Here is a 23,832-nt window from a genome sequence, read left to right as displayed (position 1 = left end):
GCCCCTTCCCGCGAACGGGTGGCCGCCCCGTCAGGCGAAGGCGTACATGTTGTTCTGGATCGTGTTGCGCAGGATGATGATCACGATCAGCGCCACCAGCGGCGCCAGGTCGAGGCCGCCCATGTTGGGAAGGATCCGGCGGATAGGCCCGTAGACGGGCTCCAGCAGGCGGTTCAGCCCGTACCAGATCTGCGCCACCAGGGGCTGGGCCAGGTTCAGCACCTGGAAGGTGATGAGCCAGCTCATGATCAGGTGGGCGATCATGAAGAACCAGACGACGCTGAGCACGAGGTCGAGGGCTTGGAGAAGCGAGAGCATGGGGCGCGTTCCTTGCTGCGCCGCCCATGAACAGGCGGCCGGTGTTCGCGGGCAGAGGTAAGGGCGCGAGGGCAGCTTGGCAAGCTGACGGGCGGGCAAAGGGGCCAGGGCGCGTGGTTTCCGTCACGCGGGTCTTGACCTTGGCGGGCTTAGGGCCCAGCCCGGAAGGCGCGCTTTGCGCCAGCCAGTCCAAGGAGCGAGACCCGCGATGTATCCCTTCTTCCGCATGATGCGCAGCCGCAGCATCGCCCGCAGCCAGCCGCCGATCGGTGTCACCGACATCCATGTCTCGCACCACATCTGCTGGCCCTGGGACCTGGATCCCTGGGTCGAGCTGAACAACGGGCGCACCATGACGATGTTCGACCTGGGCCGGTTGGGCATGATGGAGCGGATGGGCCTGGTGGACGCCCTGCGGCGCAACGGCTGGGGCTTCACCGTCGCAGGCTCGACCGTGCGATACCGCCGCCGGGTGCAGATGTGGGACCGGATGGAGATGCGCAGCCGCATCGCCAGCATGGACCGCCGTTTCTTCTACGTCGAACAGTCGATCCGCGTGCGTGGCGATGCCTGCTCGCACGCGTTGCTGCGTATCGCGATGACCGACGGCCACATCGTGCCGCCCGAGCGCGCGGTCGAGGTGATGCCCGAACTGGCCCGTCTGCCCGCGTTGGAAGATTGGGCCCGCGCCTGGAGCGAGGCCGAAGACCTGCGCCCCTGGCCACCGATGACCTTGCGCGACTGACAAGACGGGGGCGGGACCCCTTCGCGCGCCACCTGCGGCGCCCTGCGGCCACGAGACCCCGGGTCTGCGTCTGCGCCGGGTTGCGGGCCGGGGTCGAAGCCTGTCTTACTTGCCCCAACGGGCGACAGGGGAATGGCATGGACCGGACGGCACGCAGGCGGATCTTCGGGTGGATGATGTTCGACTGGGCCAGCCAGCCCTACAACACCCTGCTGCTGACCTTCATCTTCGCCCCCTACTTCGCCTCGGGCGTGCTGGGCGACCCGGTGCGGGCGCAATCGCTCTGGGGTCTGACCATCGGGATGGCGGGGCTGGTTATCGCGCTGCTCGCGCCGGTTCTGGGGGCGCTTGCCGACAGCAGCGGTCGGCGGATGCCATGGATCTGGTTGTTCTCGGCCCTCTATTTCGTTGGTGCCTTCGGCCTGTGGTGGGCGGTGCCGGGGATGGTCCATGTCTGGCCGGTGCTGGTCCTCTTCGCGCTGGGCCTCATCGGGATGGAGTTCGCGACGATCTTCACAAACGCCCTTCTGCCAGGGCTGGGTCCGCGCCGCGAGATCGGGCGCATCTCGGGATCGGGTTGGGCGCTGGGCTATGTGGGCGGTGTGCTGAGCCTGCTGCTGATGCTGCTGCTGCTGGCCGAGAACGAGGCCGGCGTCACCCTTCTGGGCCGCCCGCCGCTTTTCGGGCTTGATCCCGCGCTGCGCGAGGGGACGCGGTCGGTGGGGCCGTTGGTGGCGATCTGGTACGCGCTTTTCATGATCCCGTTCTTCCTGTGGGTGCGCGAGGCCCGTCCAGCCCCCGCCGCCCGCCAGCCACTGGGCGAGGTCGTGGGCGCCGCCCTGTCGGGCCTGGCCCGGACATTGCGCACCTTGCCGCGCCGCCCCAGCCTGATGGCCTATCTCGCCTCCTCCATGAGTTATCGCGACGCGCTGAACGGCATGTACACATTCGGCGGGATCTACGCCGCCGGGGTTCTGGGCTGGTCGGTGATCGACATCGGTGTCTTCGGCATCCTGGCCGCCGTTTCGGGGGCGATCTTTGCCTGGCTGGGTGGGCGCGCGGACCGGCGGTTCGGCCCGCGCCCGGTGATCCTGACATGCATCCTGCTGCTGGTGGCGGCCTCTGTCTCGGTGGTGCTGGTCTCTCGCGACAGCGTCTTCGGCATCGGCCTGCCGGCGGGCAGCGCATTGCCGGATATCGTCTTCTACGGGCTGGGGGCGGTGATCGGTGCGGCAGGGGGCGCGTTGCAATCGGCATCGCGCACGATGCTGGTGCATCAGGCCGATCCCGACCGCATGACCGAGGCCTTCGGTCTTTACGCGCTGGCGGGCAAGGCGACCTCGTTCCTGGCGCCGCTGATGATCGGTGCCGTCACCGCCCTGAGCGGAAGTCAGCGGATCGGCGTGGTGCCCGTAATTGTCCTTTTCCTTGCGGGTTTGGCCCTGCTACGCTGGGTGAAACCCGAGGGAGAGCAGCAGAAATGACCCCGAGAAATTCCCGACCTGTCCGGTCCCTGCCCAGCGGGGTCCGGCGCTGCGTTGCGCGGCTGGGTGCCGTCGCCGCGATCTGCCTGGGCCTTGCCGCCCCCGCCGCCGCGGCCCCCCTGGCCAAGGAATTGTTCAGCGCCAAGCCCACCGCCTCGAACCACCGGGCAGAGCCTTTCGGCAGCTATTCCAAGGGCTGTATCGCGGGCGCCAGCCAGCTTCCCGAGACCGGGCGCACCTGGCAGGCGATGCGCCTCAGCCGCAACCGCAACTGGGGCCACCCCCAGATGCTGGACTACATCGACAAGCTGTCGCGCAAGGCGGCCCAGCTTCCGGGCTGGGGCGGCCTTTACGTCGGTGACATCAGCCAGCCCCGGGGCGGGCCGATGTCGAGCGGCCACCGCAGCCATCAGATCGGGCTTGATGCGGATATCTGGCTGCTGCCGCCCGACACTCTGCGCCTGAGCCAGAGCCAGCGCGAGCAGATCTCCTCGATCTCGCTGCGGCGCAACCAGGGCGCCTTCGTCAACAATAACTGGACACCCCAGCACCACCAGCTTCTGAAGGCCGCGGCCAGCGACCCCCGGGTCGCGCGGATCTTCATCTTCCCTGGCGCCAAGGTGCAGATGTGCAATGACGAGAAGGGCGACCGCGCCTGGTTGCGCAAGATCCGCCCGTGGTGGGGACATCACTATCACTTCCATGTCCGCCTGAGTTGCCCGCCTGGCGCGCGTGGCTGCGAGAACCAGGCCCCCCCGCCTCCGGGCGACGGCTGCGAGGACGCGCGCAAATGGGTCAACGACATCCTGAACCCGCCCCCGCCCGATCCCAACGCCCCCAAACCGAAACCCCGGCGAGAGCTGGTTCTGGCGGATCTTCCCAACGCATGCTCGACCGTCCTTCAAGGGCGCTAGGCGCGGCCCGGGGACTGGCGCTTGCGCTGGTCCTGGCCCTCCTGCCCCCGATGTCCTCAGATGCCCTTGCCAACGGCAAGGCGCAGCTTCTGTCGGCCTTCACCTGGCAATCATCCGTCGAGGGCTTCGGCGGCTTCTCGGCGCTTGCCATGGGCTCGGACGGGTTGGCCTTCACCGTGCTTTCCGATCGCGGCAGGCTGGGGCAGGGGCGGCTGAGTCGCGACGCAAAGGGGCGCATCACCGGCGCGCGCCTGGACAGTTTCGTGCCCCTGCTGGGCACCGAGGGCGAAGGGCTGACCCGGTTTCGCGCCGACAGCGAGGGGCTGGCGGTGCGGCCCGACGGGCGGCTCTACATCTCGTTCGAGGGGTTCCACCGGGTCTGGACCTATGCCCGCCCCGGCGGCAAGGCAGCCTGGCTGCCCCGGCACAAGGATTTCGAGGGGCTTCCCATCAACAAGTCGCTCGAGGCGCTGGCGCGGGCGCCGGACGGCACGCTTTACACCATCCCCGAGGCTCCGAACGTGGGCGGCACGGCCTTTCAGGTCTATCGCTACCGACGGGGCAACTGGGACACGCCCTTCACCATTCCCCAGCGCGGCGACTTTCTTGTCACCGAGGCGGCGATCGGTCCCGACGGGCGGTTCTACCTGCTCGAACGCTCGTTCAGCCTGCTGGGGGGCTTTGCCTCCCGGGTGCGCCGGTTCGAGCTACGCGGCGACGCGCTCAGCCACGAGACGGTCATCCTCGAAACCCCGCGCACCGAGCGCGACAACCTCGAGGGCATGGCGATCTGGCAGGCGCCGGAAGGGATGCGGATGACCCTGATCTCGGATGACAACGAGAATTTCTTCCAGCGCACCGAGATCGTCGAATACGCGCTGCCCCGCTAGGTCGGCGCGGCCCGCTTGCGGCAGCGGAAAGTGACGTGAGGGAAATCGCACGGAAAGATTTGACACGGAAGGATTTCGACCCCACCTTCAAGTTGTGACCGAAACATTCTGAAAGGAGGTGATCCAGTGTCGAGAGAGGTATTGGAGAGAGGTGTCGGAACAGTCGGGGAGGCGCGCCGCTAGGGCAGCCCCAGCGGTGTGAGACCGCCCCGGCAGATCGGTTGATCGACCGACCCTGCCTCCGGAATTCTCGGAAGGGCCGTCCCGGCAACGGGCGGCCCTTTGCGATTCAGGCGGGCCCCTCCCGCCGCTGCGACATGACGCGCCAACGATGGTCTTCGCCTTGAGGGGGCGGTAACCTCGGGCCCGCGCGGGTCCACATCGGGACAGGCGCAACGAACACGCGATGACAAGACGGCGACAGGCGGGACGACAGGATGCTCAGGATCGACGACAGGATCACCATCGAGGATTGGGAGCTGACCGAGCAGTTCACCCGCGCCTCGGGTCCCGGCGGGCAGAACGTCAACAAGGTCTCGACCGCCGTCGAGCTGCGTTTCGAGGCCGCCCGAAGTCCCAACCTGCCCGAACCCGTTAAGACCCGACTGCGGCGTCTGGCCGGACGGCGCTGGACGACCGACGGGGCGGTGGTGATCCGCGCCGAAAGCCACCGCAGTCAGGCCCGCAACCGCGAGGATGCCCGCAACCGGCTGGCCGACCTGATCCGCATGGCCACGGTCAAGCCCAAGCGGCGTATCCCGACCCGCCCCACCAAAGGGTCCGAGCGGCGGCGCCTGGCCGCCAAGGCGCAACGCGGCACGGTCAAGTCCCTGCGCGGCAAGGTCACCGGCGAGGAATGAGATGAACCAGACGGAAACCCTGCTGCAACGGCGCGAACGGCTGCTTGGCCCCTCGGTTCCGACCTTCTATCGCGACCCGGTCGAACTGGTGCACGGCGAAGGGGTCTGGCTGTGGGATGCCGACGGCCGCCGCTACCTGGATTGCTACAACAACGTGGCCCATGTCGGTCATTGCCACCCCCGCGTTGTCGCGGCCATTGCCAAGCAGGCCGGCACGCTCAACACCCACTCGCGCTATCTGCATCGCGGCATCCTGGATTATGTCGAGCGGCTGGGCGCCCGTTTCGGCCACGGCCTCAGCCAGATGGTCCCGGTCTGCACCGGGTCCGAGGCTAATGACGTGGCCATGCGCATGGCCCAGGCCGCGACCGGGCGCACCGGCTTCATCGCCACCGACGCGACCTATCACGGCAACACCGCCCTGGTGAGCCAGCTTTCGACCCGGCGCCCGCCCGTCGGTGGTTATGCCGGAAACATCCGCCTGGTCCCCGCCCCCGGCGGCGATGTCGACGCCGAGGCCTTCGCAAGCAGCGTGGCCCGCGCGGCCCAGGAGCTGGAAGAGGCCGGTCACGGCCTGGCCGGCCTGATGCTGTGCCCGATCTTCGCCAACGAGGGGTTTCCCGACGTGCCGCCCGGCTATGCCGACGCGGCGGTCGCGGCTGTGCGCAAGGCCGGCGGCCTGGTCCTGTGCGATGAGGTGCAGGCCGGGTTCGGCCGGGTCGGCAGCCATTTCTGGGGACATGAGCTTCTGGGTATCGCGCCTGATGCAGTGAGCATGGGCAAGCCCATGGGCAACGGCCACCCGGTCGCCGGGGTCATGACGCGGCCCGACATCATGGCGGCCTTTCGCGGTGCATTCGGCTATTTCAACACCTTCGGCGGCAACCCGGTCAGCGCCGCCGCCGCCAATGCCACCCTGTCGGTGATCGAGGACGAGGACCTTGTGACGAAGGCCCGGGACGTGGGCGCCTATGCCCGCGAAAGGCTGGCGGCCATCGGCCACCCGCTGATCGCCGGGCTGCGAGGCCGGGGCCTGTTTTTCGGGGCCGAGCTGCGGCATGCGGATGGAAGCGCGGCCAGCGACGCGACCGCCGACCTCGTCGAGGCGATGCGCCGGCGCGGCGTGCTCCTCAACCGGATCGGCCCCGAGGGGAACATCCTGAAGATCCGTCCGCCGATGGTGTTCGACCATGGCCACGCCGACCTGATGATCGCGACCCTGACCGAGGCGCTGGACGAGGTCGCGCCATGAGCGGGGGTGCAGGGCCGGGCGCAGGTGTCACCGACATGGCGGAGCTGGATCTTGATGCAATCGCGGGCAAGGTGCTTGCGCAGTGGGGCGGGGTGGCGGAGCCGCCGTCACTCATCGCCCACCGCGAGAACGCGGTTTTCGACGTCCGCCTGTCGGACGGTCGGCGCGCGGCCCTGAGGCTGCATCGTCCCGGCTATCGCACCGCCTCGGAGATCGCGGCCGAACTGGCCTGGACCGGCGCCCTGTCGCGGCTGGGCTTCGCTGCGCCCGCGCCGATCCCGACCCGCGACGGCCCGCTGGTCCTGCCGGCGGACGCGGGCTGTCTTGCCACGCTGATCGCCTGGGTCGAGGGCGCGCCGCTGGGCAGCGGCGAGGCCCCGCTGACCGGCGATCTGGCCGCGCAATGCGCGCTGCACCGTCGGATCGGGGCGCTGCTGGCGGGTCTTCACGCCACCTCGGACCGGATCGAGGGGGGCGCGGATCTGGACCGCCCGCGCTGGGACGCGGATGGACTTCTTGGTGAGGCCCCCCATTGGGGGCGCTTTTGGGAAAACCCCAGCCTCTCGGCCGCGGAAATGACCCTGTTGCAGGAAGCCCGTGACAAGGCCCGCGCCGTGCTGGACGCTTGTGAAGAGCCTGATTTCGGCCTGATCCACGCCGATCCCCTGCGCGAGAACATCTTCGCCCATGGTGAGGGGGACGCGCCCGGGCTTAGCCTGATCGACTATGATGACGGCGGGTTCGGATACCGCATGTACGACCTGGGCGTGGCCCTGACCCAATCGCTCGACAGCCCCCACGCCGCCGATCTGGCGGCGGCGCTTCTGGAGGGGTACGAGGACGCGCGCCCGCTGCCTCAAAATGCCCGGCGGGACCTGCCCATGTTCGTGATGCTGCGCTGCTGTGCCTCGCTGGGCTGGGTGGTGCCCCGCCTGCATCCCGGCCACTGGAAGATGGAGGTCTATCGCCGCCGCGCCATCGAGACGGCGGCGGCGTTCGTGGGGCGCGATCCCTAGACCAGCACTTCCATCGCTTTCTGGTGGCCGACGCCGAAGACGCGCTTGTAACGCTCGATCTCCTCGGGCGGGCCCATGGCCTTGCTGGGGTTGTCGGACAGCTTGACGGTCGGGCGGCCGTTCGCGGCGACCGCCTTGCACACCAGGCTGAAGGGCGCCAGCGCGTCCCCCGGCACCAGCCCGCGGAAGTCGTTGGTCATCAGCGTGCCCCAGCCGAAGGAGATCCGGACGCGGCCGGCAAAGCGGGCCTGCAACTGGGCGATCCGGTCCACGTCCAGCCCATCCGAAAAGATCACCAGCTTCTTGCGGGGATCCTCGCCCTTGGCCTGCCACCAGGCGATTGCGGCCTCGGCCCCTTCTTCGGGGCTGCCGCTGTCGATGCGCATCCCCGTCCAGGATGCCAGCCAGTCGGGGGCCCCGGCCAGGAAACCGGCGGTGCCATAGGTGTCGGGCAGGATGATGCGCAGGTTGCCGTCATGCTCTTCCTGCCATTCCTCCAGCACCCGGTAGGGGGCTTGGCGCAGCTCTGCGTCGCTGTCGGCAAGGGCGGCATAGACCATCGGCAACTCGTGGGCGTTGGTGCCGATCGCCTCGAGGTCGCGGTTCTTGGCGATGAGACAGTTCGAGGTGCCGACGAATTTCGAGCCCAGCCCCTCGACCATGGCGCGCACGCACCAATCCTGCCACAGGAAGGAATGGCGCCGCCGGGTGCCGAAATCGGCCAGGCGCAGGTTCGGCACCTCGCGCAGCTTCTCGACTTTTTCCCACAGCTTGGTCATCGCCCGGGCATAAAGCACCTGAAGCTCGAACCGGCCCATGTCCTGCATCACCGCGCGCGACCGCAGTTCCATCAGCACGGCCAGCGCCGGGATCTCCCACAGCATGACCTCGGGCCACTTGCCCTCGAACGTCAGCTCGTATTGCCCGTCGCGCTTTTCCAGGTGGTAGGGCGGCAGGCGCAGGGCCTCGAACCACTCCATGAAATCGGGGCGGAACATCTGGCGCTTGCCATAAAAGGTATTGCCGCGCAGCCAGGTCGACTCGCCGCGCGTCAGCGACAGCGAACGGATGTGATCAAGTTGCTCACGAAGCTCGCCCTCGTCGACGATGTCGGCCAGGCGGATCTGCTTGGAGCGGTTGATGAGGCTGAAGGTGACATTCGCCTCGGGCCGGTTGCGGAACACCGACTGGCACATCAGCAGCTTGTAGAAATCCGTGTCGATCAGCGACCGTACGATCGGGTCGATCTTCCAGCGGTGGTCATAGACCCGGGCGGCGATATCGACCATCTCAGCGCTCCAGCACGACGTCGGCGGCCAGCATTGCGGCCCGCGCCTCCTCGAGGGATCCGTCAAGGTCGATCCCTCGGCAGGCGCTTTCAACGACCCGGACGCGGTATCCCAGCCGAGCAGCATCTAGCGCCGAGTAGAGGACACAGAAATCCGTCGCCAGCCCGACGATCGTCACGCTGTCGACGCCGCGGCTGCCAAGGTAGCCGTCCAGCCCCGTCGGGGTTTCATGGTCGTTCTCGAAAAAGGCGGAATAGCTGTCCACATCGGGGCGAAAGCCCTTGCGTAGGATCATGTCGGCCCGGTCGGTGTGCAGGTCCAGCAGCAGGCGCGCGCCGTCGGATCCCTGGACGCAATGGTCGGGCCACAGCACCTGTGGGCCGTAGGGCATGTCGGTGACATCGAAGGGCGCTTTGTCCGGATGCTGCGAGGCAAAGGACGAATGCCCCTCCGGGTGCCAGTCCTGGGTCAGGACGCGAACGGAAAACTCGTCCATCATGCGGTTGATGGGCGCGACCACGGCATCCCCATCCTCGACCGCCAAGGCTCCGCCCGGACAGAAATCATACTGCACGTCGATGACGATCAGGGCTTCGTTGGCGGGTCGCATGGCTGTCTCCCTCAGGCTGCGTTAACTGGTTAAGAGGCCCTTGCCATGGCGTCAATGGCGGCAGATTGCCCGATCCGGACCGCATCTGGGCTGTCGCCGTCCGCTGCGTGCCCTTGCCTGACGGCGCGCGGCTGCGTAGATCGCAGCCATGATCACCGTTGCCGCATTGTACCACTTCGCCCGATTCTCCGACCCTGACGCCCTGCGCGCACCGATCCGCGCGCTTTGCGAGGGCCACGGCCTGCGCGGGACGCTGCTTCTGGCCCCCGAGGGGGTCAATGGGACGGTCGCCGGATCGCGGGGGGGTATCGCCGCGCTGATCGCCCATCTGCGCGCGCTGCCGGGCTGTGCCGGGCTGGAGTGGAAGGAAAGCCACGCCGAGGAGATGCCGTTCCTGCGGCTGCGGGTGCGCCTCAAGCGCGAGATCGTCACCATGGGCCAGCCCGATGTCGACCCGACGGCGGCGGTGGGGCGTTATGTGGCGCCGGCTGACTGGAACGAATTGATCGGTCAGGAAGACGTCGTCGTGATCGACACCCGCAACGATTATGAGGTGGGGATCGGCACGTTCGAGGGCGCGGTCGACCCCGGCACCCGCAGTTTCGGCGAATTTCCTGCCTGGTGGCGCGCCAACCGCGAGCGGTTCCACAACAAGCGCGTGGCCATGTTCTGCACCGGCGGTATCCGTTGCGAGAAATCGACCAACTTCCTGCTAGGCGAGGGGGTGGATGAGGTCTTTCACCTCAAGGGCGGCATCCTGAAATACCTTGAGGAGGTCCCGGCCGAGGACAGCCGCTGGCAGGGCGAATGCTTCGTCTTTGATCAGCGGGTTTCCGTGGGCCACGGGCTGGAACAGGGCAGCCACGTGCTGTGCCATGCCTGCCGCCGCCCGCTTGCAATGCCTGACCTGGGCCGCCCGGAATACGAGGCGGGGGTGCAGTGCCACCAATGTGTCGACCAGTTCTCCGAAGCGGACCGGGAGCGGTTCCGCGAGCGCCAGCGCCAGATCGCCCTGGCTCGCAAACGGGGGGAGCGGCACCTGGGCAGCCCCGACTGAGGCCGCGCCGTCGCGCATTGCCGGGCGCTTTCCTAGACGGCCCCACCCTTGCGCGCATCGCTGCCCGACCGTAGCTTCGGCGCGCTCGTCGCAACGGCCTACAGGGCCCCGGGCCCGACAGGAGGCGCCTTTGTTCGACCCCGCCCTTCCCGCCCCGGCCGCGCCGAGGCCCCTGGACGCCGCCGCGCCCCCGCCGGCGCTGGCCCGGCTGGCCGCGCCCTGGCTGGAACCCGACGCCGGGCCCTGGCAGCTGCTGACCGGGGGACGCACAAACCGGGTCTGGGCGGCGGGCGACGTGATCTGCAAATCCTACGACCCGGATGGCGCCACGCCCCTCTTTGCCAATGACGCCGGGGCCGAGGCCGCGATCCTGCGGCACCTGTCCCCAAACGGTCTGGCGCCCGGGTTGCTGGCCGAGGTGAAGGCCGGGCAAGCCGGCGATGCCCGCCCCGCGATCCTTTACCGGAAAGCGGCGGGAAGGCCCCTGGCACGGCCGAATGCGGCTCTTATAAAGGCCCTTTCGCGTGTTCATGCCCTCAACCCGCCGGCGTGGCTGCCGCCGGCACCCCAAGGGCCGCGCGCGCTGTCGGATCAATGCGCCCCCATGCTGGCCGAACTGCCGGCGGACCTGGCGGCGGACCTGCGGTCCCGGCGCCCGGATCTGCCCGCACCCAGCGGGCTGGCCCCATCGAAACCGGCTCTTTTACACGGGGATCCCGTCGCCGCGAACGCGATCGAGGGGGCGGACGGGCAGGTCACGCTGGTTGACTGGCAATGTCCGGCATCGGGCGACCCGGTGCTGGATCTTGCCACAGCCCTCTCGCCCGCGATGCAGATCACCTATGGCCGCGCGCCGCTGGAGAAGACCGAGCGGCAGGCCCTGATCGCGGTTTACCCCGAGCCCGGGGTGCGGCAACGGTTGGGGGCTTGGTCAGCGCTGCTGCATTGGCGGATGGCAGTCTATTGCGCCTGGCGCGGTGTTCGGCCCGGCGGGGACCCCGCCCGCGCACGGCAGGCGATGACGGCGGAGCTGGCCGCCGCCGGTCTTTGAACGACTGCGAAAGCGGCTCTAAAGTAGGCTGATCAGCCAGGCCGAGCCGAGGGTTGTCACTGCCCCGGCGGCAAACCACAGGATCGGGTGGATGCTGCCCATCTGCACCTCGACCTCGCGCGGCTGGCTTTGTCGTTGCAGGGCTTCCTGGGCAAGCACAGGCAGGCGCGGGCCGAACCGGGCCAGCACCCGGGCGGTCAGCATCAGGTCGCGGGCGAAGGCCCGGGGACCGATGGATTCGGCGATGTAGCTTTCCACCACTGGGCGGGCCACCTGCCAGATGTTGATATGGGGGTTGAGCGAGCGCGCCACCCCCTCGACCACCACCATGGTCCGTTGCAGCAGGATCAGCTCGGTCCGCGTCTCCATCCCGAAACGCTCGGTCACCTCGAAGAGGTAGCTGAGCAGCCGGCCCATTGAGATCCGGGTCGCGTCCATGCCGAAAATCGGCTCTCCGACAGAGCGAAGGGCCTGGGCGAACTCGTCGATGTCGCGGTCGGGGGGCACGTAGCCTGCCTCGAAATGGACCTCCGCGACGCGTCGGTAATCCTTGCGGATGAAGCCATAGAGGATCTCGGCATAGACCCGTCGGGTATATTCGTCGATCCGGCCCATGATGCCGAAGTCCAGGGCCACGATTGTGCCGTCGGCGGCCACCTTCATGTTGCCCTGATGCATATCCGCGTGGAAGAACCCGTCGCGCAGCGCGTGGCTGAGAAACAGTTGCAGGACCCGGTCGCCCAGAGCCTCGCGGTCGTGACCGGCGGCGTCCAGCGCGGCGATGTCGCCCAGCGGCACCCCCTCGATCCATTCCATCGTCATCACCCGGCGGGCCGAGTGGACGTAATCCGTGGTCGGCACGGCAAAGCCCGCGTCACCGCCGGTGTTGGCCGCGAACTCGGCGCAGGCGGCGGTTTCGACGCGCATGTCCAGCTCGCCCATGACGACGCCCTCGAAATGGCGGATCACGTCGGTCGGATGCAGCCGGCGCGAGGCGGGCGACAGGATCTCGACCGTCCGGGCCGCCAGGTAGAAGGCGTCGATGTCCTTGCGAAAGGCCCGCTCGATCCCCGGGCGCAGGACCTTGATCGCCACCTCCTCGCCGTTGGTGGCAAGGCGGGCCTTGTGAACCTGGGCGATGGAGGCCGCCGCGATGGGCTCGCTGATCTCACTGAACAGCGCGTCCCACGGCTCGCCCAGCTCGACCTCGATCGTGCGCTTCGCCTCGGCCAGCGGGAAGGGCGGCAGCTTGTCCTGAAGAAAGCGCAGCTGCATCGCCAGTTCGTCGCCGACCACGTCGGGGCGGGTCGACATGATCTGGCCGAACTTGATGAACGCGGGCCCCAGCGCGGTCAGGGCGCGTGGAACGGGCGGCAGGCTGGTGTCGCCGCGCAGGCCCAGGAAGCCGAACGGCTTGGCCAGCAGCCGCACCAGAAGGCGGATGCGGGGCGGGGCCTGAAACGCCTCGAGCACGGGGCCCATCGCCCCGGTGCGTTCCAGCGTGGCGCCGGTCTGGACCAGACGCCAGAGGTTGTGCGGCCCGCGCACCTAGAGTTTCCAGCCCGAGTGCAGCGCCGCCACCCCGAAGGTGAGGTTGCGGTATTTCACCTGGCCGAATCCTGCCTGGCGGATCATCGCGGCAAAGCTTTCCTGGTCGGGAAACTTGCGGATCGATTCCACCAGATACTGATAGCTGTCGCGATCATTGGCGATCACCTGGCCCATGGCCGGGATGACGTTGAAGGAATAGCGGTCATAGGCCCATTGCATCGCCGGGTTTGGGATCTGACTGAATTCCAGCACCATCAGACGGCCGCCGGGCTTGAGCACGCGGTAGGCCTCGGACAGGGCGTCGGGAATGCGGGTCACGTTCCGGATGCCGAAGCTGATGGTGTAGACGTCGAAGCTGTCATCCTCGAACGGAAGCTGCATGGCGTCGCCGACGATCCAGGACAGGCGGTCGGCGCGGGCACCGGCCTCGGCGCGGCGGCGGCCCTCGACCAGCATCTGCTCGGTCATGTCCAGCACCACGGCCTCGGCATCGCCCGCCCGGTCGAGGAACCGGAACGAGATGTCGCCCGTGCCCCCCGCCACGTCCAGCAGGCGCTGGCCGGGACGCGGCGCCAGCCAGTCCATCATCGCGTCCTTCCACAGCCGGTGGACCCCGCCGGACATGACGTCGTTCATCACATCGTAGCGCGAGGCTACATTGGTGAAGACGCCGTGCACCATGCCGGCCTTCTCGTCCTCGGGGACGGTTCTGAACCCGAAATGCGTCGTATTCTTCTGCTCGTCGGTCATCCGGGCCTTGCCGTTTGCTGAAACACACCCTTCTTATAGGACGCCGCTCCGCCGTTACAATGCGAAGGTCCGAACCCCATGCCCGAACTTCCCGAGGTCGAAACCGTCCGGCGCGGACTGGAACCGGTGATGGAAGGTCGGCGGATCCTGCGGGCCGACGTCCGCCGCCCCGATCTGCGCCGCCCCTTCCCCGAACGGATGGCCGAGCGCCTGACGGGCGCCGAGGTGCTGCGCCTGCGGCGGCGGTCGAAATACCTGCTGTTGGACCTGTCGACGGGCGAGACGTTGATCGTGCATCTGGGCATGTCCGGGCGGATGCTGATCTCGATCGACGAGGAACGGCATGGCCCGGGTCAGTTCCACCACGCCCATTCCGCGCCCGGAAAGCACGACCACGTCGTGCTGGACATGGAGGGGGGCGCGCGGATCACCTTCAACGATCCGCGCCGGTTCGGGTCGATGGACCTTGCCCCGACCGAGGGGCTGGAGGGGCACCCCCTGCTGGCGGTTATCGGGCCCGAACCCCTGGGGAACGGGTTCTCGGGGACTTACCTGGCCGAACGTCTGCGCGGGCGGAATACGCCCGTCAAATCGGCGCTGCTGGATCAGGGAATCGTCGCGGGCCTGGGTAACATCTATGTCTGCGAGGCGCTGTTTCGCGCCGGGATCTCGCCCCGTCGCAAGGCCGGCGCCCTGTCGTCCGCCCGCGCCGAGGCGCTGGTGCCGATCATCCGCGAGGTGCTTCAGGAGGCGATCGCCTCGGGGGGCTCTTCTTTGCGCGATTATCGGCAGGCGGACGGGGAGCTGGGCTATTTCCAGCACAGTTTCCAGGTCTATGGCCGCGAGGACCAGCCTTGTGCGACCCCCGGCTGCGGGGCGCGTATTCGTCGAATCACGCAGGCAGGCAGATCGACCTTCTATTGCGCGCAATGCCAAAGATAGCTTGAACCGGCCCGCGCGAATGTTAAGGAATCGGGTCTGACAAAAGCGAAGGAAGGGGCGTGCCATGGCTTACGAGACGCTGAATGTGGAGATCGAGGATCACGTCGCCATCGTGAGGCTGAACCGCCCCGAGGCGCTCAACGCCCTCAACGCGCAACTGATGTCCGAGCTGGCCGACTGCCTGCGCTCGATGGAGGTCAACGACAAGGTGCGTGTGACCATCCTGACCGGATCCGAGAAGGCTTTTGCCGCCGGCGCCGACATCACCGAGATGGCCGAGAAAAGCTTTGTCGATGTTTTCACGGAGGATCTCTTCTCAGCCGAGACCGACCAGATCCTGCGTTGTCGCAAGCCGATCATCGCGGCGGTCGCGGGCTATGCGCTGGGCGGGGGTTGCGAGCTGGCGATGATGTGCGACTTCATCATCGCCGCCGACACGGCCAAGTTCGGCCAGCCTGAGATCAACCTGGGCATTGTCGCGGGAATCGGCGGCACCCAGCGTCTGACCCGCTTTGTCGGCAAGTCCAAGGCAATGGAAATGCACCTGACAGGCCGGTTCATGGATGCCGAGGAGGCAGAGCGCTCTGGCCTGGTCAGCCGCGTCGTGCCCGCCAAGCGCCTGATCGAAGAGGCAACCGCGGCGGCCCAGAAGATCGCCGAGAAATCCGCCCTGACCACCATGGTCGTCAAGGAAGCGGTCAACCGCTCCTATGAAACCACGCTCTCCGAAGGGCTTCTGTTCGAACGCCGCGTCTTCCACGCGCTGTTCGCCACAGAGGACCAGAAAGAGGGGATGAACGCCTTTGTCGAGAAGCGCGAACCGCAGTTTCGCGATAAATAGGCCAAAATTCACAGGCGCGCGGCGGCTGCTGTTGACACGAACCCGAGTCGCCCCTAGAAGCGCCACTTCTGAATAGATCGTGACCCGAACAGAACGGACAGCGCAACCATGGCTAACTCGCCTCAGGCAAAAAAACGCGCGCGCCAGAATGAGCGCCGCCAGAACGTGAACAAGGCCCGCCGTTCGCGGATCCGGACCTTCCTCCGCAAGGTCGAGGAAGCGATTACCTCCGGCGACGCGGATGCCGCCAAGACCGCCCTTCAGCAGGCCCAGCCCGAGCTGATGCGCGGCGTTACCAAAGGCGTGATGCACAAGAGCACCGCCTCGCGCAAGATGTCGCGCCTGAACAGCCGGGTCAAAGCCCTGGCCTGATCGCCGACAGATTTTGAAGATCCGGAATTCGGGCGCAACCATATGGTTAGCGCCCTTTTTTCGTTCATCCCGCGGTTGAAGCGCATGCAACTGTGGGCCTTTGGCAACGCCCATCGGATTCGGTTTCCACAACCCTCTGAGTCAAGCGTGAAGATCAGTTGCCTGTGCCGTGCACGGCTTGCTAGCTTGGTCTTGCGATTCACATCGTTGTCTTGGGGGACAGTTAACGAGCGCGGGCAAGTCGCGCGGCCAGGCACAGGATTTTCCTGAGCAGGTCGGGCGGGATCGAAAGCCGCCAAAGGCTTTGCGCTTGCTGTTGTCGGTGCGGTTTTTTGTAGTCTGCTCGTCTATGTCGGAGCGTCGCCGTCAGCATGCGCTGACGGAACGGACGAGGTTTTCCGAAGTGTCCCCTGAAGCCGCGGTTCGCGGTCCGAACGCCGAGAGGTCTCGACGGGTCATCCCGTCGATCATCTCTGCGTGCAGGGCCGGGGACAGGACGTTGCGCGCTGCCAGTGTGGTGGTCGGGGCCTTTGCTGCAAAAGGCCCGCCGCCACATGCGTCAACGTAGCGGCGGCTTGTGACAGTGGTGTGAACCTGCACGAACACCTGGGGGGCCTCATCGGATGGAAGGCCCGGGGATCGCTGTTTGGGGCGGTCCTGCACAATAAAGAAACGGGCTATAAAAAATGACCGATGACACTTGGGGACGTGTTAGCAAGCTTTTGAAAAGGTCGGTGGGGAACAACAATTACACAACCTGGATCAAGCCGCTTCGATTTCTGAAGGAAGAGGCGGGCGTCGTGACCTTCGGCGTTCCGACCGTCTTTATCGGCGACTGGGTGTCGCGGAACTTCGGGGATCAGATCCGCCAGCACCTGATGGCTGAGGGCGAGGCTGTGGAACGGTTGCGTTTCGTTGTTGCACCGCCGGCCCAGGCCAGCGCCGACCAGGCCTGTGCCGCCACGGCGGGCGATGCCCCCGCGGGCAAGGCCCAGGCCGCACGCGCCGGCCGTGACCCCGAGGACGGGGACATGGACGAGGCCGCGACGACCACCCGCACCGCCACCGTGCCAGCCAGCGCCGCCTCGGTCACCGACGAGATCCCGGGGGCGCCGCTCGATGCCCGCTTCACCTTCGACAGCTTCGTCGTCGGCAAGCCGAACGAGCTGGCAAACGCCGCCGCGCGGCGGGTTGCCTCCTCGGGGCCCGTGACGTTCAACCCGCTTTTCCTTTATGGCGGCGTCGGTCTCGGCAAGACCCACCTGATGCACGCCATCGCGTGGGAGCTTCAGGCCCGCAGCCCCGAAAAGAAGGTCGTGTATCTCTCGGCTGAACAGTTCATGTACCGCTTCGTGCAATCCCTGCGCGACCGCTCGACCATGGATTTCAAACAGCTATTCCGCTCGGTCGATGTTCTGATGGTGGATGACGTTCAGTTCATCGCCGGCAAGAACTCCACCCAGGACGAATTCTTCCATACCTTCAACGCGTTGGTCGATCAGGGCCGGCAGATCATCATCTCGGGCGACCGCTCGCCCTCGGAGATGGACGGCATGGACGAGCGCATCCGCTCGCGGCTGCAATGGGGTCTGGTCGTCGACCTGCACCCGACCGACTACGAACTGCGCCTCGGGATCCTGCAGTCCAAGGTCGAGCAGTATCGCCGCGACTATCCGCAACTGGATATCGCCAACGGCGTGCTGGAATTCCTGGCGCATCGCATCTCGACCAACGTGCGGGTGCTGGAAGGCGCGCTGACGCGCCTCTTCGCCTTCGCCTCTCTTGTGGGCCGCGAGATCACGCTGGACCTGACCCAGGACTGCCTGGCCGACATTCTGCGCGCCAGCGACCGTAAGGTCACGATCGACGAAATCATCCGCAAGGTCAGCGAGCATTACAACATCCGCATGTCGGACATCCTCAGCCCCAAGCGGACGCGCACCATTGCCCGCCCGCGCCAGGTGGCGATGTATCTCGCCAAGCAGCTGACCTCGCGGTCGCTGCCCGAGATCGGCCGGCGTTTCGGCGGTCGCGACCACACCACGGTGCTGCACGCGGTCCGCAAGATCGAGGAGCTGCGGTCGATCGACAACCAGATCGACGAGGATGTGGAACTTTTGCGCCGCATGCTCGAGGCATGATCGGGGGGTGCCCGCGCACCCCTTGACGCCCCTGATTGAACGTCGGACAGTCCGGAAAATAAGCTTGAGCCGCCGGTATTTTCGGATACCTTGCCGGCCCCGGCAGCACGAGGGACTATCAAAATGAAGATCAGCATCGAACGCGGCACGCTTCTGAAGGCCGTGGCACAGGCGCAATCGGTGGTCGAACGCCGCAACACCATCCCGATCCTGGCCAATGTGCTGATCGAAGCCGACGCGAACTCGGTCAGTTTCCGGGCGACCGACCTGGATATCGAGGTTGTCGACAAGACCGTCGCCCATGTGGAACGCCCCGGCGCTACCACCGTCAGCGCCGTCACCTTGCACGAGATTGTCCGCAAGCTGCCCGACGGGGCGCTGGTTCAGTTGACCGACGACGGCACCTCGGGCCGCCTGACGGTCGAGGCCGGACGCTCGAACTTCGCGCTGGCGACCCTGCCCAAGGAAGATTTTCCGGTCATGGCCTCGTCGGAGTATCAGTCGAACTTCAGCGCGCCCGCCCCGGTGCTGCGGCGCCTGTTCGACAAGTCCAAGTTTGCCATCTCGACCGAAGAGACCCGCTATTACCTGAACGGCGTCTACATGCATGTCGCCGAGGCCGAGGATGGCCGCATGCTGCGCTGTGTGGCCACAGACGGCCACCGTCTTGCCCGGATCGACACGCCGCTGCCCGAAGGGGCCGCCGACATGCCCGGCGTCATCGTGCCCCGCAAGACCGTGGGCGAGCTGCGCAAGCTGCTGGACGATGACGACGCCGAGATCGCGGTCTCGGTCTCCGAGACCAAGGTCCGTTTCGCCACGCCCGAGATCACGCTGACCTCCAAGGTGATCGACGGGACTTTCCCCGATTACACGCGGGTCATTCCGATGGGCAACACTCGCCGGCTTGAGGTGGACGCACAGGAATTCGCCAAGGCCGTCGACCGTGTCGCGACCGTCAGCTCCGAGCGTTCGCGCGCCGTCAAGCTGTCGCTGGACGAGGACCGGCTGATCCTGTCGGTCAACGCCCCCGACAGCGGCGCCGCCGAAGAGGAGCTTGCCGTCGCCTATGCCGACGAGAAGCTCGAGATCGGGTTCAACGCCAAATACCTGCTTGAGATCGCAAGCCAGGTGGACCGCGAGAATGCGGTCTTCATGTTCAACTCCTCGGGCGATCCCACCTTGATGCGCGAGGGCAACGACAGCTCGGCCGTCTATGTCGTGATGCCGATGCGCGTTTGACGCCGGGCGTCGCCGGAGGGAATGCCGGCCCGCCGGCCTGCCAAGGGGCGCCCGCGACATGAGTCGGTTGATCCTGAGCCACCTGTCGCTGTCGCGCTTCCGCTCGCACCGCACGCTGGACCTGGCGCTTGACGGGCGCCCGGTCGCGATTTTTGGTCCGAACGGGGCCGGCAAGACCAACATCCTCGAGGCCATATCCCTGCTGTCGCCGGGGCGCGGAATGCGCCGCGCCGCGATGGAAGAGATCGCCCGCAAGCCCGAGGCATTGGGCTGGAAACTGCGGGCCGAGCTGACCGGGCCGGGCGTTAGCCATGAAATCGCGATGCGGTCCGAGGCCGGCACCCCCCGCACCCTGTCAATCGACGAGAAGCCGGCTGCGCAGATGGCTTTGGGCCGGATGATCCGTATCCTGTGGCTGATCCCGGCCATGGACCGGCTGTGGATCGAGGGGGCCGAGGGGCGCCGCCGCTTTCTCGACCGCGTCACACTGAGTTTCGAGCCTGCCCATGGTGAGGCGTCGCTGGCCTATGAAAAGGCCATGCGGGAACGCAACCGCCTGCTGAAGGACCAAGCGCGCGACCCGGCATGGTATGGCGCATTGGAATCCCAGATGGCGCGCTTGGGCGCAGAGATCCGGCAGAACCGTGCCGAGGCGCTTACCGCGCTGAGCCTGGCCCAGACCGACGCCACAACCGCCTTTCCGACCGCCCAACTTCGGATGGAGGAGGCGGGGCAGGAGGGCGTTGAAGACCCGGCGATGGACGAAGCGTCCCTGCGGGAGGCGCTGGCCCGCGGCCGCGCCCGCGACATGGCGGCCGGTCGCACCTTGGTCGGACCCCACCGCGCCGATCTTGTCGCCATCTACGAAGCCAAGGGCATGGAGGCGCGCCATTGCTCGACCGGCGAGCAGAAGGCGCTTCTGATTTCGCTGATCCTGGCCAATGCGCGGGCACTCTCGGCCCGGCTCGACGCGCCGCCGATCCTGCTTCTTGATGAGGTGGCGGCCCACCTGGACGAGGCCCGGCGCGCCGCCCTTTACGACGAGATCACCGGCCTGGGGGCCCAGGCCTTCATGACGGGGACCGAGCCCGGACTGTTCCGCGCCGTGGGCGACCGGGCCATGGCGGTCGCGGTCGACGAGACCGACGGCGCCAGCACCACGCGGATCCTTGCCCGTCTGCCTGACGACCGCTCGCCCGAGGAGAGGCCATGACTGTCACCATCGCACAGCTTGCCATTTATGCAGGGGCGCTTTTCGTGCTGTTCCTGACCCCCGGCCCGGTCTGGGTGGCCCTGACCGCGCGCGCCATGTCCGGCGGGTTCCACGCCGCCTGGCCGCTGGCAATGGGCGTCGTGGTGGGCGATGTCCTGTGGCCGCTGCTGGCGGTGCTGGGCGCGGTCTGGATCGTGGACACGTTCGAGGGCTTCATGACCATCATGCGCTGGATCGCCAGCGGGGTCTTCCTGGTGATGGGCGGCATGCTGATCCGCCACGCCGACCGGTCGATCGCGACCGACAGCCGCCTTACCCGTCCCGGCATGTGGGCGGGCTTTGTCGCTGGGCTGGCGGTGATCCTGGGCAATCCCAAGGCGATCCTGTTCTACATGGGGGTGCTGCCGGGGTTCTTCGATCTCAGCGGCCTGCGGGCGGCGGACATCGTCGCGATCTGCACCCTCAGCTTCATGGTGCCTCTTGTCGGCAACCTGATGCTGGCCGTGTTCATCGGCCGCGCCCGCGCCCTTCTGAGCAGCCCGCGCGCCCTGCGACGGACCAATCTGATCGCCGGGGGGCTGCTGATTATCGTAGGTTGTGTCATCCCCTTCGCATAACCGCGAAATATAGGGGTGAAGGCGTGACATTCCCGGCCGGCCCCCGTATAAAAACGGGACGTTCACAAGGAAGGTCCGCATGGCCGAACAGCTGCAAAACGCCGAAGAATACGGCGCCGATTCCATTAAGGTTCTCAAAGGCTTGGAGGCGGTCCGCAAACGCCCCGGCATGTATATCGGCGATACCGACGACGGAAGCGGCCTGCATCACATGGTCTACGAGGTCGTCGACAACGGCATCGACGAGGCTTTGGCCGGTCATGCCGACGCCGTGACCGTGCGGATCCACGCCGACAGCAGCGTTTCCGTCAGCGACAACGGGCGCGGGATTCCGGTCGGCATCCACGAGGAAGAGGGCGTCTCGGCGGCCGAGGTCATCATGACCCAACTCCACGCGGGCGGTAAGTTCGACCAGAACTCCTACAAGGTCTCGGGCGGTCTGCACGGGGTGGGTGTCTCGGTGGTGAACGCGCTGTCGGACTGGCTGGAACTGCGGGTCTGGCGCGACGGCAAGGAGCATTACGCCCGGTTCGAGCGGGGCGACACGGCCGAGCATCTGACCGTCGTTGGCGACGCCAACGGCCGCAAGGGCACCGAGGTGCGGTTCCTGGCCTCGACCGACACGTTCTCGAACCTGGAATATTCTTTCAAGACGCTGGAGCATCGCCTGCGCGAACTGGCCTTCCTGAACTCGGGCGTGAAGATCGTGCTGGAGGACCTGCGCCCCGCCGAGCCCCTGCGCACCGAACTGGTCTACGAAGGCGGCGTGCGCGAGTTCGTGAAATATCTCGACCGCTCCAAGACCCCGGTGATGGATGCGCCCATCTATGTCTCGGGCGAGCGTGACGGCATCGGCGTCGAGGTCGCGATGTGGTGGAACGACAGCTACCACGAGACGGTGCTGCCCTTCACCAACAACATTCCCCAGCGCGACGGCGGCACCCACATGGCCGGTTTCCGCGGCGCGCTGACCCGCACCATCAACAACTACGCCCAGTCCAGCGGCATCGCCAAGAAAGAGAAGATCTCGTTCACCGGCGACGACGCCCGCGAGGGTCTGACCTGCGTGCTGTCGGTGAAGGTGCCGGATCCAAAGTTCAGCTCTCAGACCAAGGACAAGCTTGTCTCCTCCGAGGTGCGCCCCGCGGTCGAGGGTCTGATGAACGAAAAGCTGGCCGAGTGGTTCGAGGAGAACCCCAACGAGGCCCGCCAGATCGTCGGCAAGATCGTCGAGGCCGCGATGGCCCGCGAGGCCGCCCGCAAGGCGCGCGAACTGACCCGGCGCAAGTCGGCGATGGACGTGAACTTTCTGGCCGGCAAGCTGAAGGACTGTTCCGAAAAGGACCCCTCGAAGACCGAGGTGTTTCTGGTCGAGGGTGACAGCGCTGGCGGCTCGGCCCAGACCGGTCGCGACCGGCGCACCCAGGCGGTGCTGCCCCTGCGCGGCAAGATCCTGAACGTGGAACGCGCCCGTTTCGACCGGATGCTTGGCAGTCAGGAAATCGGCAACCTTGTGATGGCGCTTGGCACCGGCATCGGCCGAGACGAATTCGACATCTCGAAGCTGCGCTACCACAAGATCGTCATCATGACCGACGCCGACGTCGACGGCGCCCACATCCGCACGCTGCTTCTGACCTTCTTCTTCCGCCAGATGCCCGAGCTGATCGAGGGGGGCTATCTTTATATCGCGCAGCCCCCGCTTTACAAAGTGGCCCGCGGCAAGTCCGAGGTCTATCTGAAGGACCAGACCGCGCTGGAGGATTACCTGATCCAGCAGGGTGTCGATGGCGCGGTCCTGCGCCTTGGCACGGGCGAAGAGATCATGGGTCAGGATCTGGCCCGCGTCGTCGAAGAGGCCCGCCAGACCCGGCGCATCCTTCAGGCCTTCCCCACCCACTACCCGTCCCACATCCTTGAACAGGCCGCCATCGCCGGCGCCTTCAAGCCCGGTGTGGTGGATGCCGATCTGCAAGGCACCGCCGACCGCGTGGCCGAGCGTCTGGACCTGATCGCCGTGGAATACGAGCGTGGCTGGCAAGGCCGCCAGACCCAGGATCGTGGCCTGCGCCTGAACCGCACCCTGCGTGGGGTCGAAGAGGTCCGCACCCTTGACGGGCAGGTCCTGCGTTCGGGCGAATCCCGCCGTCTGGGGCAGATGACCGATGCGCTGCAGGAGGTTTACGACAAGCCCGCCAAGCTGGTCCGCAAGGACCGCGAGCAGCTGATCTATGGCCCCGTCGACCTGCTGGACGCCATCCTGACCGAGGGCGAGAAGGGCCTGTCGCTGCAACGCTACAAGGGCCTAGGAGAGATGAACCCCGACCAGCTGTGGGAAACCACCCTCGACCCCGAGGCCCGCACCCTGTTGCAGGTCCGCATCGAGGACCTGGCCGAGGCCGACGACATCTTCACCAAGCTGATGGGCGACGTGGTCGAACCCCGGCGCGAGTTCATCCAGACCAACGCCCTCAACGTCGAGAATCTGGACGCCTGAGGCCAAACTTCGGCCCTACCCGACATGCCAAGCGGCGCGCATCTCCTGCGCGCCGTTTTTCGTTCGGGGGGCTGTTTTCGGGGGCTTGAAAGCGAAAAGCCCCGGCCGGGAGGGCCGAGGCTTTTGGTTTGTAAGGTCCCCGGTGCCGCAGGCTGGGTGGGGGCAATAAATCCACGACAC

At 66.8% G+C, this 23,832-nt stretch carries 22 protein-coding genes; 17 read left to right on the top strand and 5 right to left on the bottom strand.

The annotated features are described in order from the left end of the window. Positions 1 to 30: 30 nt before the first annotated feature. Entirely contained in the window at positions 31 to 318 is a 288-nt protein-coding gene (locus tag CLV77_RS12725; protein WP_076979968.1) for a YggT family protein, read from the bottom strand. Positions 319 to 526: 208 nt separating this feature from the next. On the opposite strand from CLV77_RS12725, the gene CLV77_RS12720 reads away from it, so the two are divergent. The 7 genes from CLV77_RS12720 to CLV77_RS12690 all read left to right on the top strand — a co-directional run bounded on the left by CLV77_RS12720 (position 527) and on the right by CLV77_RS12690 (position 7,479). Next, positions 527 to 1,063 (top strand): acyl-CoA thioesterase, encoded by a 537-nt coding sequence (locus CLV77_RS12720; protein ID WP_076979969.1) that lies wholly within the window; start codon positions 527 to 529, stop codon positions 1,061 to 1,063. 137 nt (positions 1,064 to 1,200) lie between these two features. Further along, on the top strand, positions 1,201 to 2,547 hold the full coding sequence (locus CLV77_RS12715) for an MFS transporter (protein ID WP_076979970.1): 1,347 nt from the start codon (positions 1,201 to 1,203) through the stop codon (positions 2,545 to 2,547). Beyond that, positions 2,544 to 3,461 carry a penicillin-insensitive murein endopeptidase gene (mepA, locus tag CLV77_RS12710; protein ID WP_083707781.1) on the top strand — a complete coding sequence of 306 codons (918 nt, stop codon included), beginning with the start codon at positions 2,544 to 2,546 and terminating at the stop codon, positions 3,459 to 3,461. Before CLV77_RS12715 ends, mepA begins: the two co-directional genes overlap by 4 nt. Positions 3,462 to 3,511: 50 nt before the next feature. Beyond that, entirely contained in the window at positions 3,512 to 4,351 is an 840-nt protein-coding gene (locus CLV77_RS12705; RefSeq protein WP_170043965.1) for an esterase-like activity of phytase family protein, read from the top strand. 437 nt (positions 4,352 to 4,788) lie between these two features. Further along, positions 4,789 to 5,211, top strand: a complete 423-nt coding sequence (gene arfB, locus CLV77_RS12700) for an alternative ribosome rescue aminoacyl-tRNA hydrolase ArfB (RefSeq protein ID WP_076979972.1) — start codon at positions 4,789 to 4,791, stop codon at positions 5,209 to 5,211. A 1-nt stretch (position 5,212) separates the two neighbouring features. After that, positions 5,213 to 6,463, top strand: coding sequence for an aspartate aminotransferase family protein (locus CLV77_RS12695; RefSeq protein ID WP_076979973.1), 1,251 nt, complete (start codon positions 5,213 to 5,215; stop codon positions 6,461 to 6,463). Beyond that, positions 6,460 to 7,479, top strand: a complete 1,020-nt coding sequence (locus tag CLV77_RS12690) for a phosphotransferase enzyme family protein (RefSeq protein WP_143815130.1) — start codon at positions 6,460 to 6,462, stop codon at positions 7,477 to 7,479. Before CLV77_RS12695 ends, CLV77_RS12690 begins: the two co-directional genes overlap by 4 nt. On the opposite strand, the gene pncB is transcribed toward CLV77_RS12690, so the two are convergent. Together pncB and pncA are read right to left on the bottom strand one after the other, a co-directional pair. Continuing rightward, positions 7,476 to 8,768, bottom strand: coding sequence for a nicotinate phosphoribosyltransferase (gene pncB / locus CLV77_RS12685; protein WP_076979975.1), 1,293 nt, complete (start codon positions 8,766 to 8,768; stop codon positions 7,476 to 7,478). The genes CLV77_RS12690 and pncB overlap by 4 nt on opposite strands. Before the next feature lies 1 nt (position 8,769). Further along, complete coding sequence (pncA, locus tag CLV77_RS12680) at positions 8,770 to 9,378, bottom strand: bifunctional nicotinamidase/pyrazinamidase (RefSeq protein WP_076979976.1); 609 nt, start codon at positions 9,376 to 9,378, stop codon at positions 8,770 to 8,772. A gap of 148 nt (positions 9,379 to 9,526) precedes the next feature. On the opposite strand from pncA, the gene trhO reads away from it, so the two are divergent. Both trhO and CLV77_RS12670 read left to right on the top strand, forming a co-directional pair. Beyond that, positions 9,527 to 10,435: an oxygen-dependent tRNA uridine(34) hydroxylase TrhO gene (gene trhO / locus CLV77_RS12675; protein WP_076979977.1), complete on the top strand. Its 909-nt coding sequence runs from the start codon at positions 9,527 to 9,529 to the stop codon at positions 10,433 to 10,435. A gap of 130 nt (positions 10,436 to 10,565) precedes the next feature. Next, the gene (locus tag CLV77_RS12670; protein ID WP_083707782.1) at positions 10,566 to 11,486 is read left to right on the top strand and encodes a phosphotransferase family protein; all 921 of its coding nucleotides are present in this window, start codon (positions 10,566 to 10,568) and stop codon (positions 11,484 to 11,486) included. An 18-nt stretch (positions 11,487 to 11,504) separates the two neighbouring features. Here the strand turns inward: CLV77_RS12670 and ubiB are convergent, their stop codons facing one another. Next, positions 11,505 to 13,034: a 2-polyprenylphenol 6-hydroxylase gene (gene ubiB, locus CLV77_RS12665; RefSeq protein WP_076979978.1), complete on the bottom strand. Its 1,530-nt coding sequence runs from the start codon at positions 13,032 to 13,034 to the stop codon at positions 11,505 to 11,507. Continuing rightward, the gene (gene ubiE, locus CLV77_RS12660) at positions 13,035 to 13,787 is read right to left on the bottom strand and encodes a bifunctional demethylmenaquinone methyltransferase/2-methoxy-6-polyprenyl-1,4-benzoquinol methylase UbiE (RefSeq protein WP_076979979.1); all 753 of its coding nucleotides are present in this window, start codon (positions 13,785 to 13,787) and stop codon (positions 13,035 to 13,037) included. It abuts the gene before it with no gap. 78 nt (positions 13,788 to 13,865) lie between these two features. On the opposite strand from ubiE, the gene mutM reads away from it, so the two are divergent. The 8 genes from mutM to gyrB all read left to right on the top strand — a co-directional run bounded on the left by mutM (position 13,866) and on the right by gyrB (position 23,652). Next, the gene (mutM, locus tag CLV77_RS12655) at positions 13,866 to 14,729 is read left to right on the top strand and encodes a bifunctional DNA-formamidopyrimidine glycosylase/DNA-(apurinic or apyrimidinic site) lyase (protein WP_076979980.1); all 864 of its coding nucleotides are present in this window, start codon (positions 13,866 to 13,868) and stop codon (positions 14,727 to 14,729) included. Positions 14,730 to 14,793: 64 nt separating this feature from the next. Beyond that, positions 14,794 to 15,570, top strand: a complete 777-nt coding sequence (locus tag CLV77_RS12650) for an enoyl-CoA hydratase (protein ID WP_076979981.1) — start codon at positions 14,794 to 14,796, stop codon at positions 15,568 to 15,570. Between the two features lie 108 nt (positions 15,571 to 15,678). Further along, positions 15,679 to 15,942 carry a 30S ribosomal protein S20 gene (gene rpsT / locus CLV77_RS12645; RefSeq protein ID WP_076979982.1) on the top strand — a complete coding sequence of 88 codons (264 nt, stop codon included), beginning with the start codon at positions 15,679 to 15,681 and terminating at the stop codon, positions 15,940 to 15,942. A gap of 686 nt (positions 15,943 to 16,628) precedes the next feature. Next, on the top strand, positions 16,629 to 18,083 hold the full coding sequence (gene dnaA, locus CLV77_RS12640) for a chromosomal replication initiator protein DnaA (RefSeq protein WP_076979983.1): 1,455 nt from the start codon (positions 16,629 to 16,631) through the stop codon (positions 18,081 to 18,083). Positions 18,084 to 18,206: 123 nt separating this feature from the next. Next, positions 18,207 to 19,325, top strand: coding sequence for a DNA polymerase III subunit beta (gene dnaN / locus CLV77_RS12635; protein WP_076979984.1), 1,119 nt, complete (start codon positions 18,207 to 18,209; stop codon positions 19,323 to 19,325). Positions 19,326 to 19,383: 58 nt separating this feature from the next. Further along, the gene (recF, locus tag CLV77_RS12630; protein WP_076979985.1) at positions 19,384 to 20,538 is read left to right on the top strand and encodes a DNA replication/repair protein RecF; all 1,155 of its coding nucleotides are present in this window, start codon (positions 19,384 to 19,386) and stop codon (positions 20,536 to 20,538) included. After that, on the top strand, positions 20,535 to 21,155 hold the full coding sequence (locus CLV77_RS12625) for a LysE family translocator (protein ID WP_076979986.1): 621 nt from the start codon (positions 20,535 to 20,537) through the stop codon (positions 21,153 to 21,155). Before recF ends, CLV77_RS12625 begins: the two co-directional genes overlap by 4 nt. A 79-nt stretch (positions 21,156 to 21,234) precedes the next feature. Continuing rightward, complete coding sequence (gene gyrB / locus CLV77_RS12620) at positions 21,235 to 23,652, top strand: DNA topoisomerase (ATP-hydrolyzing) subunit B (RefSeq protein ID WP_076979987.1); 2,418 nt, start codon at positions 21,235 to 21,237, stop codon at positions 23,650 to 23,652. The last annotated feature ends 180 nt before the right edge of the window (positions 23,653 to 23,832 follow it).

The organism is Brevirhabdus pacifica (assembly GCF_002797755.1).
GTDB lineage: Bacteria > Pseudomonadota > Alphaproteobacteria > Rhodobacterales > Rhodobacteraceae > Brevirhabdus > Brevirhabdus pacifica.
This window is presented reverse-complemented; position numbering and strand designations above follow the sequence as displayed.

What these genes read in the sequence shown, in the direction of transcription:
- CLV77_RS12690 (WP_143815130.1), top strand. Translation starts at nt 6,460, where the DNA reads ATGAGCGGGGGTGCAGGGCCGGGCGCAGGTGTCACCGACATGGCGGAG.
- CLV77_RS12650 (WP_076979981.1), top strand. Translation starts at nt 14,794, where the DNA reads ATGGCTTACGAGACGCTGAATGTGGAGATCGAGGATCACGTCGCCATC.
- gyrB (WP_076979987.1), top strand. Translation starts at nt 21,235, where the DNA reads ATGGCCGAACAGCTGCAAAACGCCGAAGAATACGGCGCCGATTCCATT.
- trhO (WP_076979977.1), top strand. Translation starts at nt 9,527, where the DNA reads ATGATCACCGTTGCCGCATTGTACCACTTCGCCCGATTCTCCGACCCT.
- CLV77_RS12720 (WP_076979969.1), top strand. Translation starts at nt 527, where the DNA reads ATGTATCCCTTCTTCCGCATGATGCGCAGCCGCAGCATCGCCCGCAGC.
- CLV77_RS12725 (WP_076979968.1), bottom strand. Translation starts at nt 318, where the DNA reads ATGCTCTCGCTTCTCCAAGCCCTCGACCTCGTGCTCAGCGTCGTCTGG.
- pncA (WP_076979976.1), bottom strand. Translation starts at nt 9,378, where the DNA reads ATGCGACCCGCCAACGAAGCCCTGATCGTCATCGACGTGCAGTATGAT.
- CLV77_RS12705 (WP_170043965.1), top strand. Translation starts at nt 3,512, where the DNA reads ATGTCCTCAGATGCCCTTGCCAACGGCAAGGCGCAGCTTCTGTCGGCC.
- CLV77_RS12625 (WP_076979986.1), top strand. Translation starts at nt 20,535, where the DNA reads ATGACTGTCACCATCGCACAGCTTGCCATTTATGCAGGGGCGCTTTTC.
- CLV77_RS12695 (WP_076979973.1), top strand. Translation starts at nt 5,213, where the DNA reads ATGAACCAGACGGAAACCCTGCTGCAACGGCGCGAACGGCTGCTTGGC.
- mepA (WP_083707781.1), top strand. Translation starts at nt 2,544, where the DNA reads ATGACCCCGAGAAATTCCCGACCTGTCCGGTCCCTGCCCAGCGGGGTC.
- ubiE (WP_076979979.1), bottom strand. Translation starts at nt 13,787, where the DNA reads ATGACCGACGAGCAGAAGAATACGACGCATTTCGGGTTCAGAACCGTC.
- CLV77_RS12715 (WP_076979970.1), top strand. Translation starts at nt 1,201, where the DNA reads ATGGACCGGACGGCACGCAGGCGGATCTTCGGGTGGATGATGTTCGAC.
- dnaA (WP_076979983.1), top strand. Translation starts at nt 16,629, where the DNA reads ATGACCGATGACACTTGGGGACGTGTTAGCAAGCTTTTGAAAAGGTCG.
- rpsT (WP_076979982.1), top strand. Translation starts at nt 15,679, where the DNA reads ATGGCTAACTCGCCTCAGGCAAAAAAACGCGCGCGCCAGAATGAGCGC.
- dnaN (WP_076979984.1), top strand. Translation starts at nt 18,207, where the DNA reads ATGAAGATCAGCATCGAACGCGGCACGCTTCTGAAGGCCGTGGCACAG.
- arfB (WP_076979972.1), top strand. Translation starts at nt 4,789, where the DNA reads ATGCTCAGGATCGACGACAGGATCACCATCGAGGATTGGGAGCTGACC.
- pncB (WP_076979975.1), bottom strand. Translation starts at nt 8,768, where the DNA reads ATGGTCGATATCGCCGCCCGGGTCTATGACCACCGCTGGAAGATCGAC.
- mutM (WP_076979980.1), top strand. Translation starts at nt 13,866, where the DNA reads ATGCCCGAACTTCCCGAGGTCGAAACCGTCCGGCGCGGACTGGAACCG.
- recF (WP_076979985.1), top strand. Translation starts at nt 19,384, where the DNA reads ATGAGTCGGTTGATCCTGAGCCACCTGTCGCTGTCGCGCTTCCGCTCG.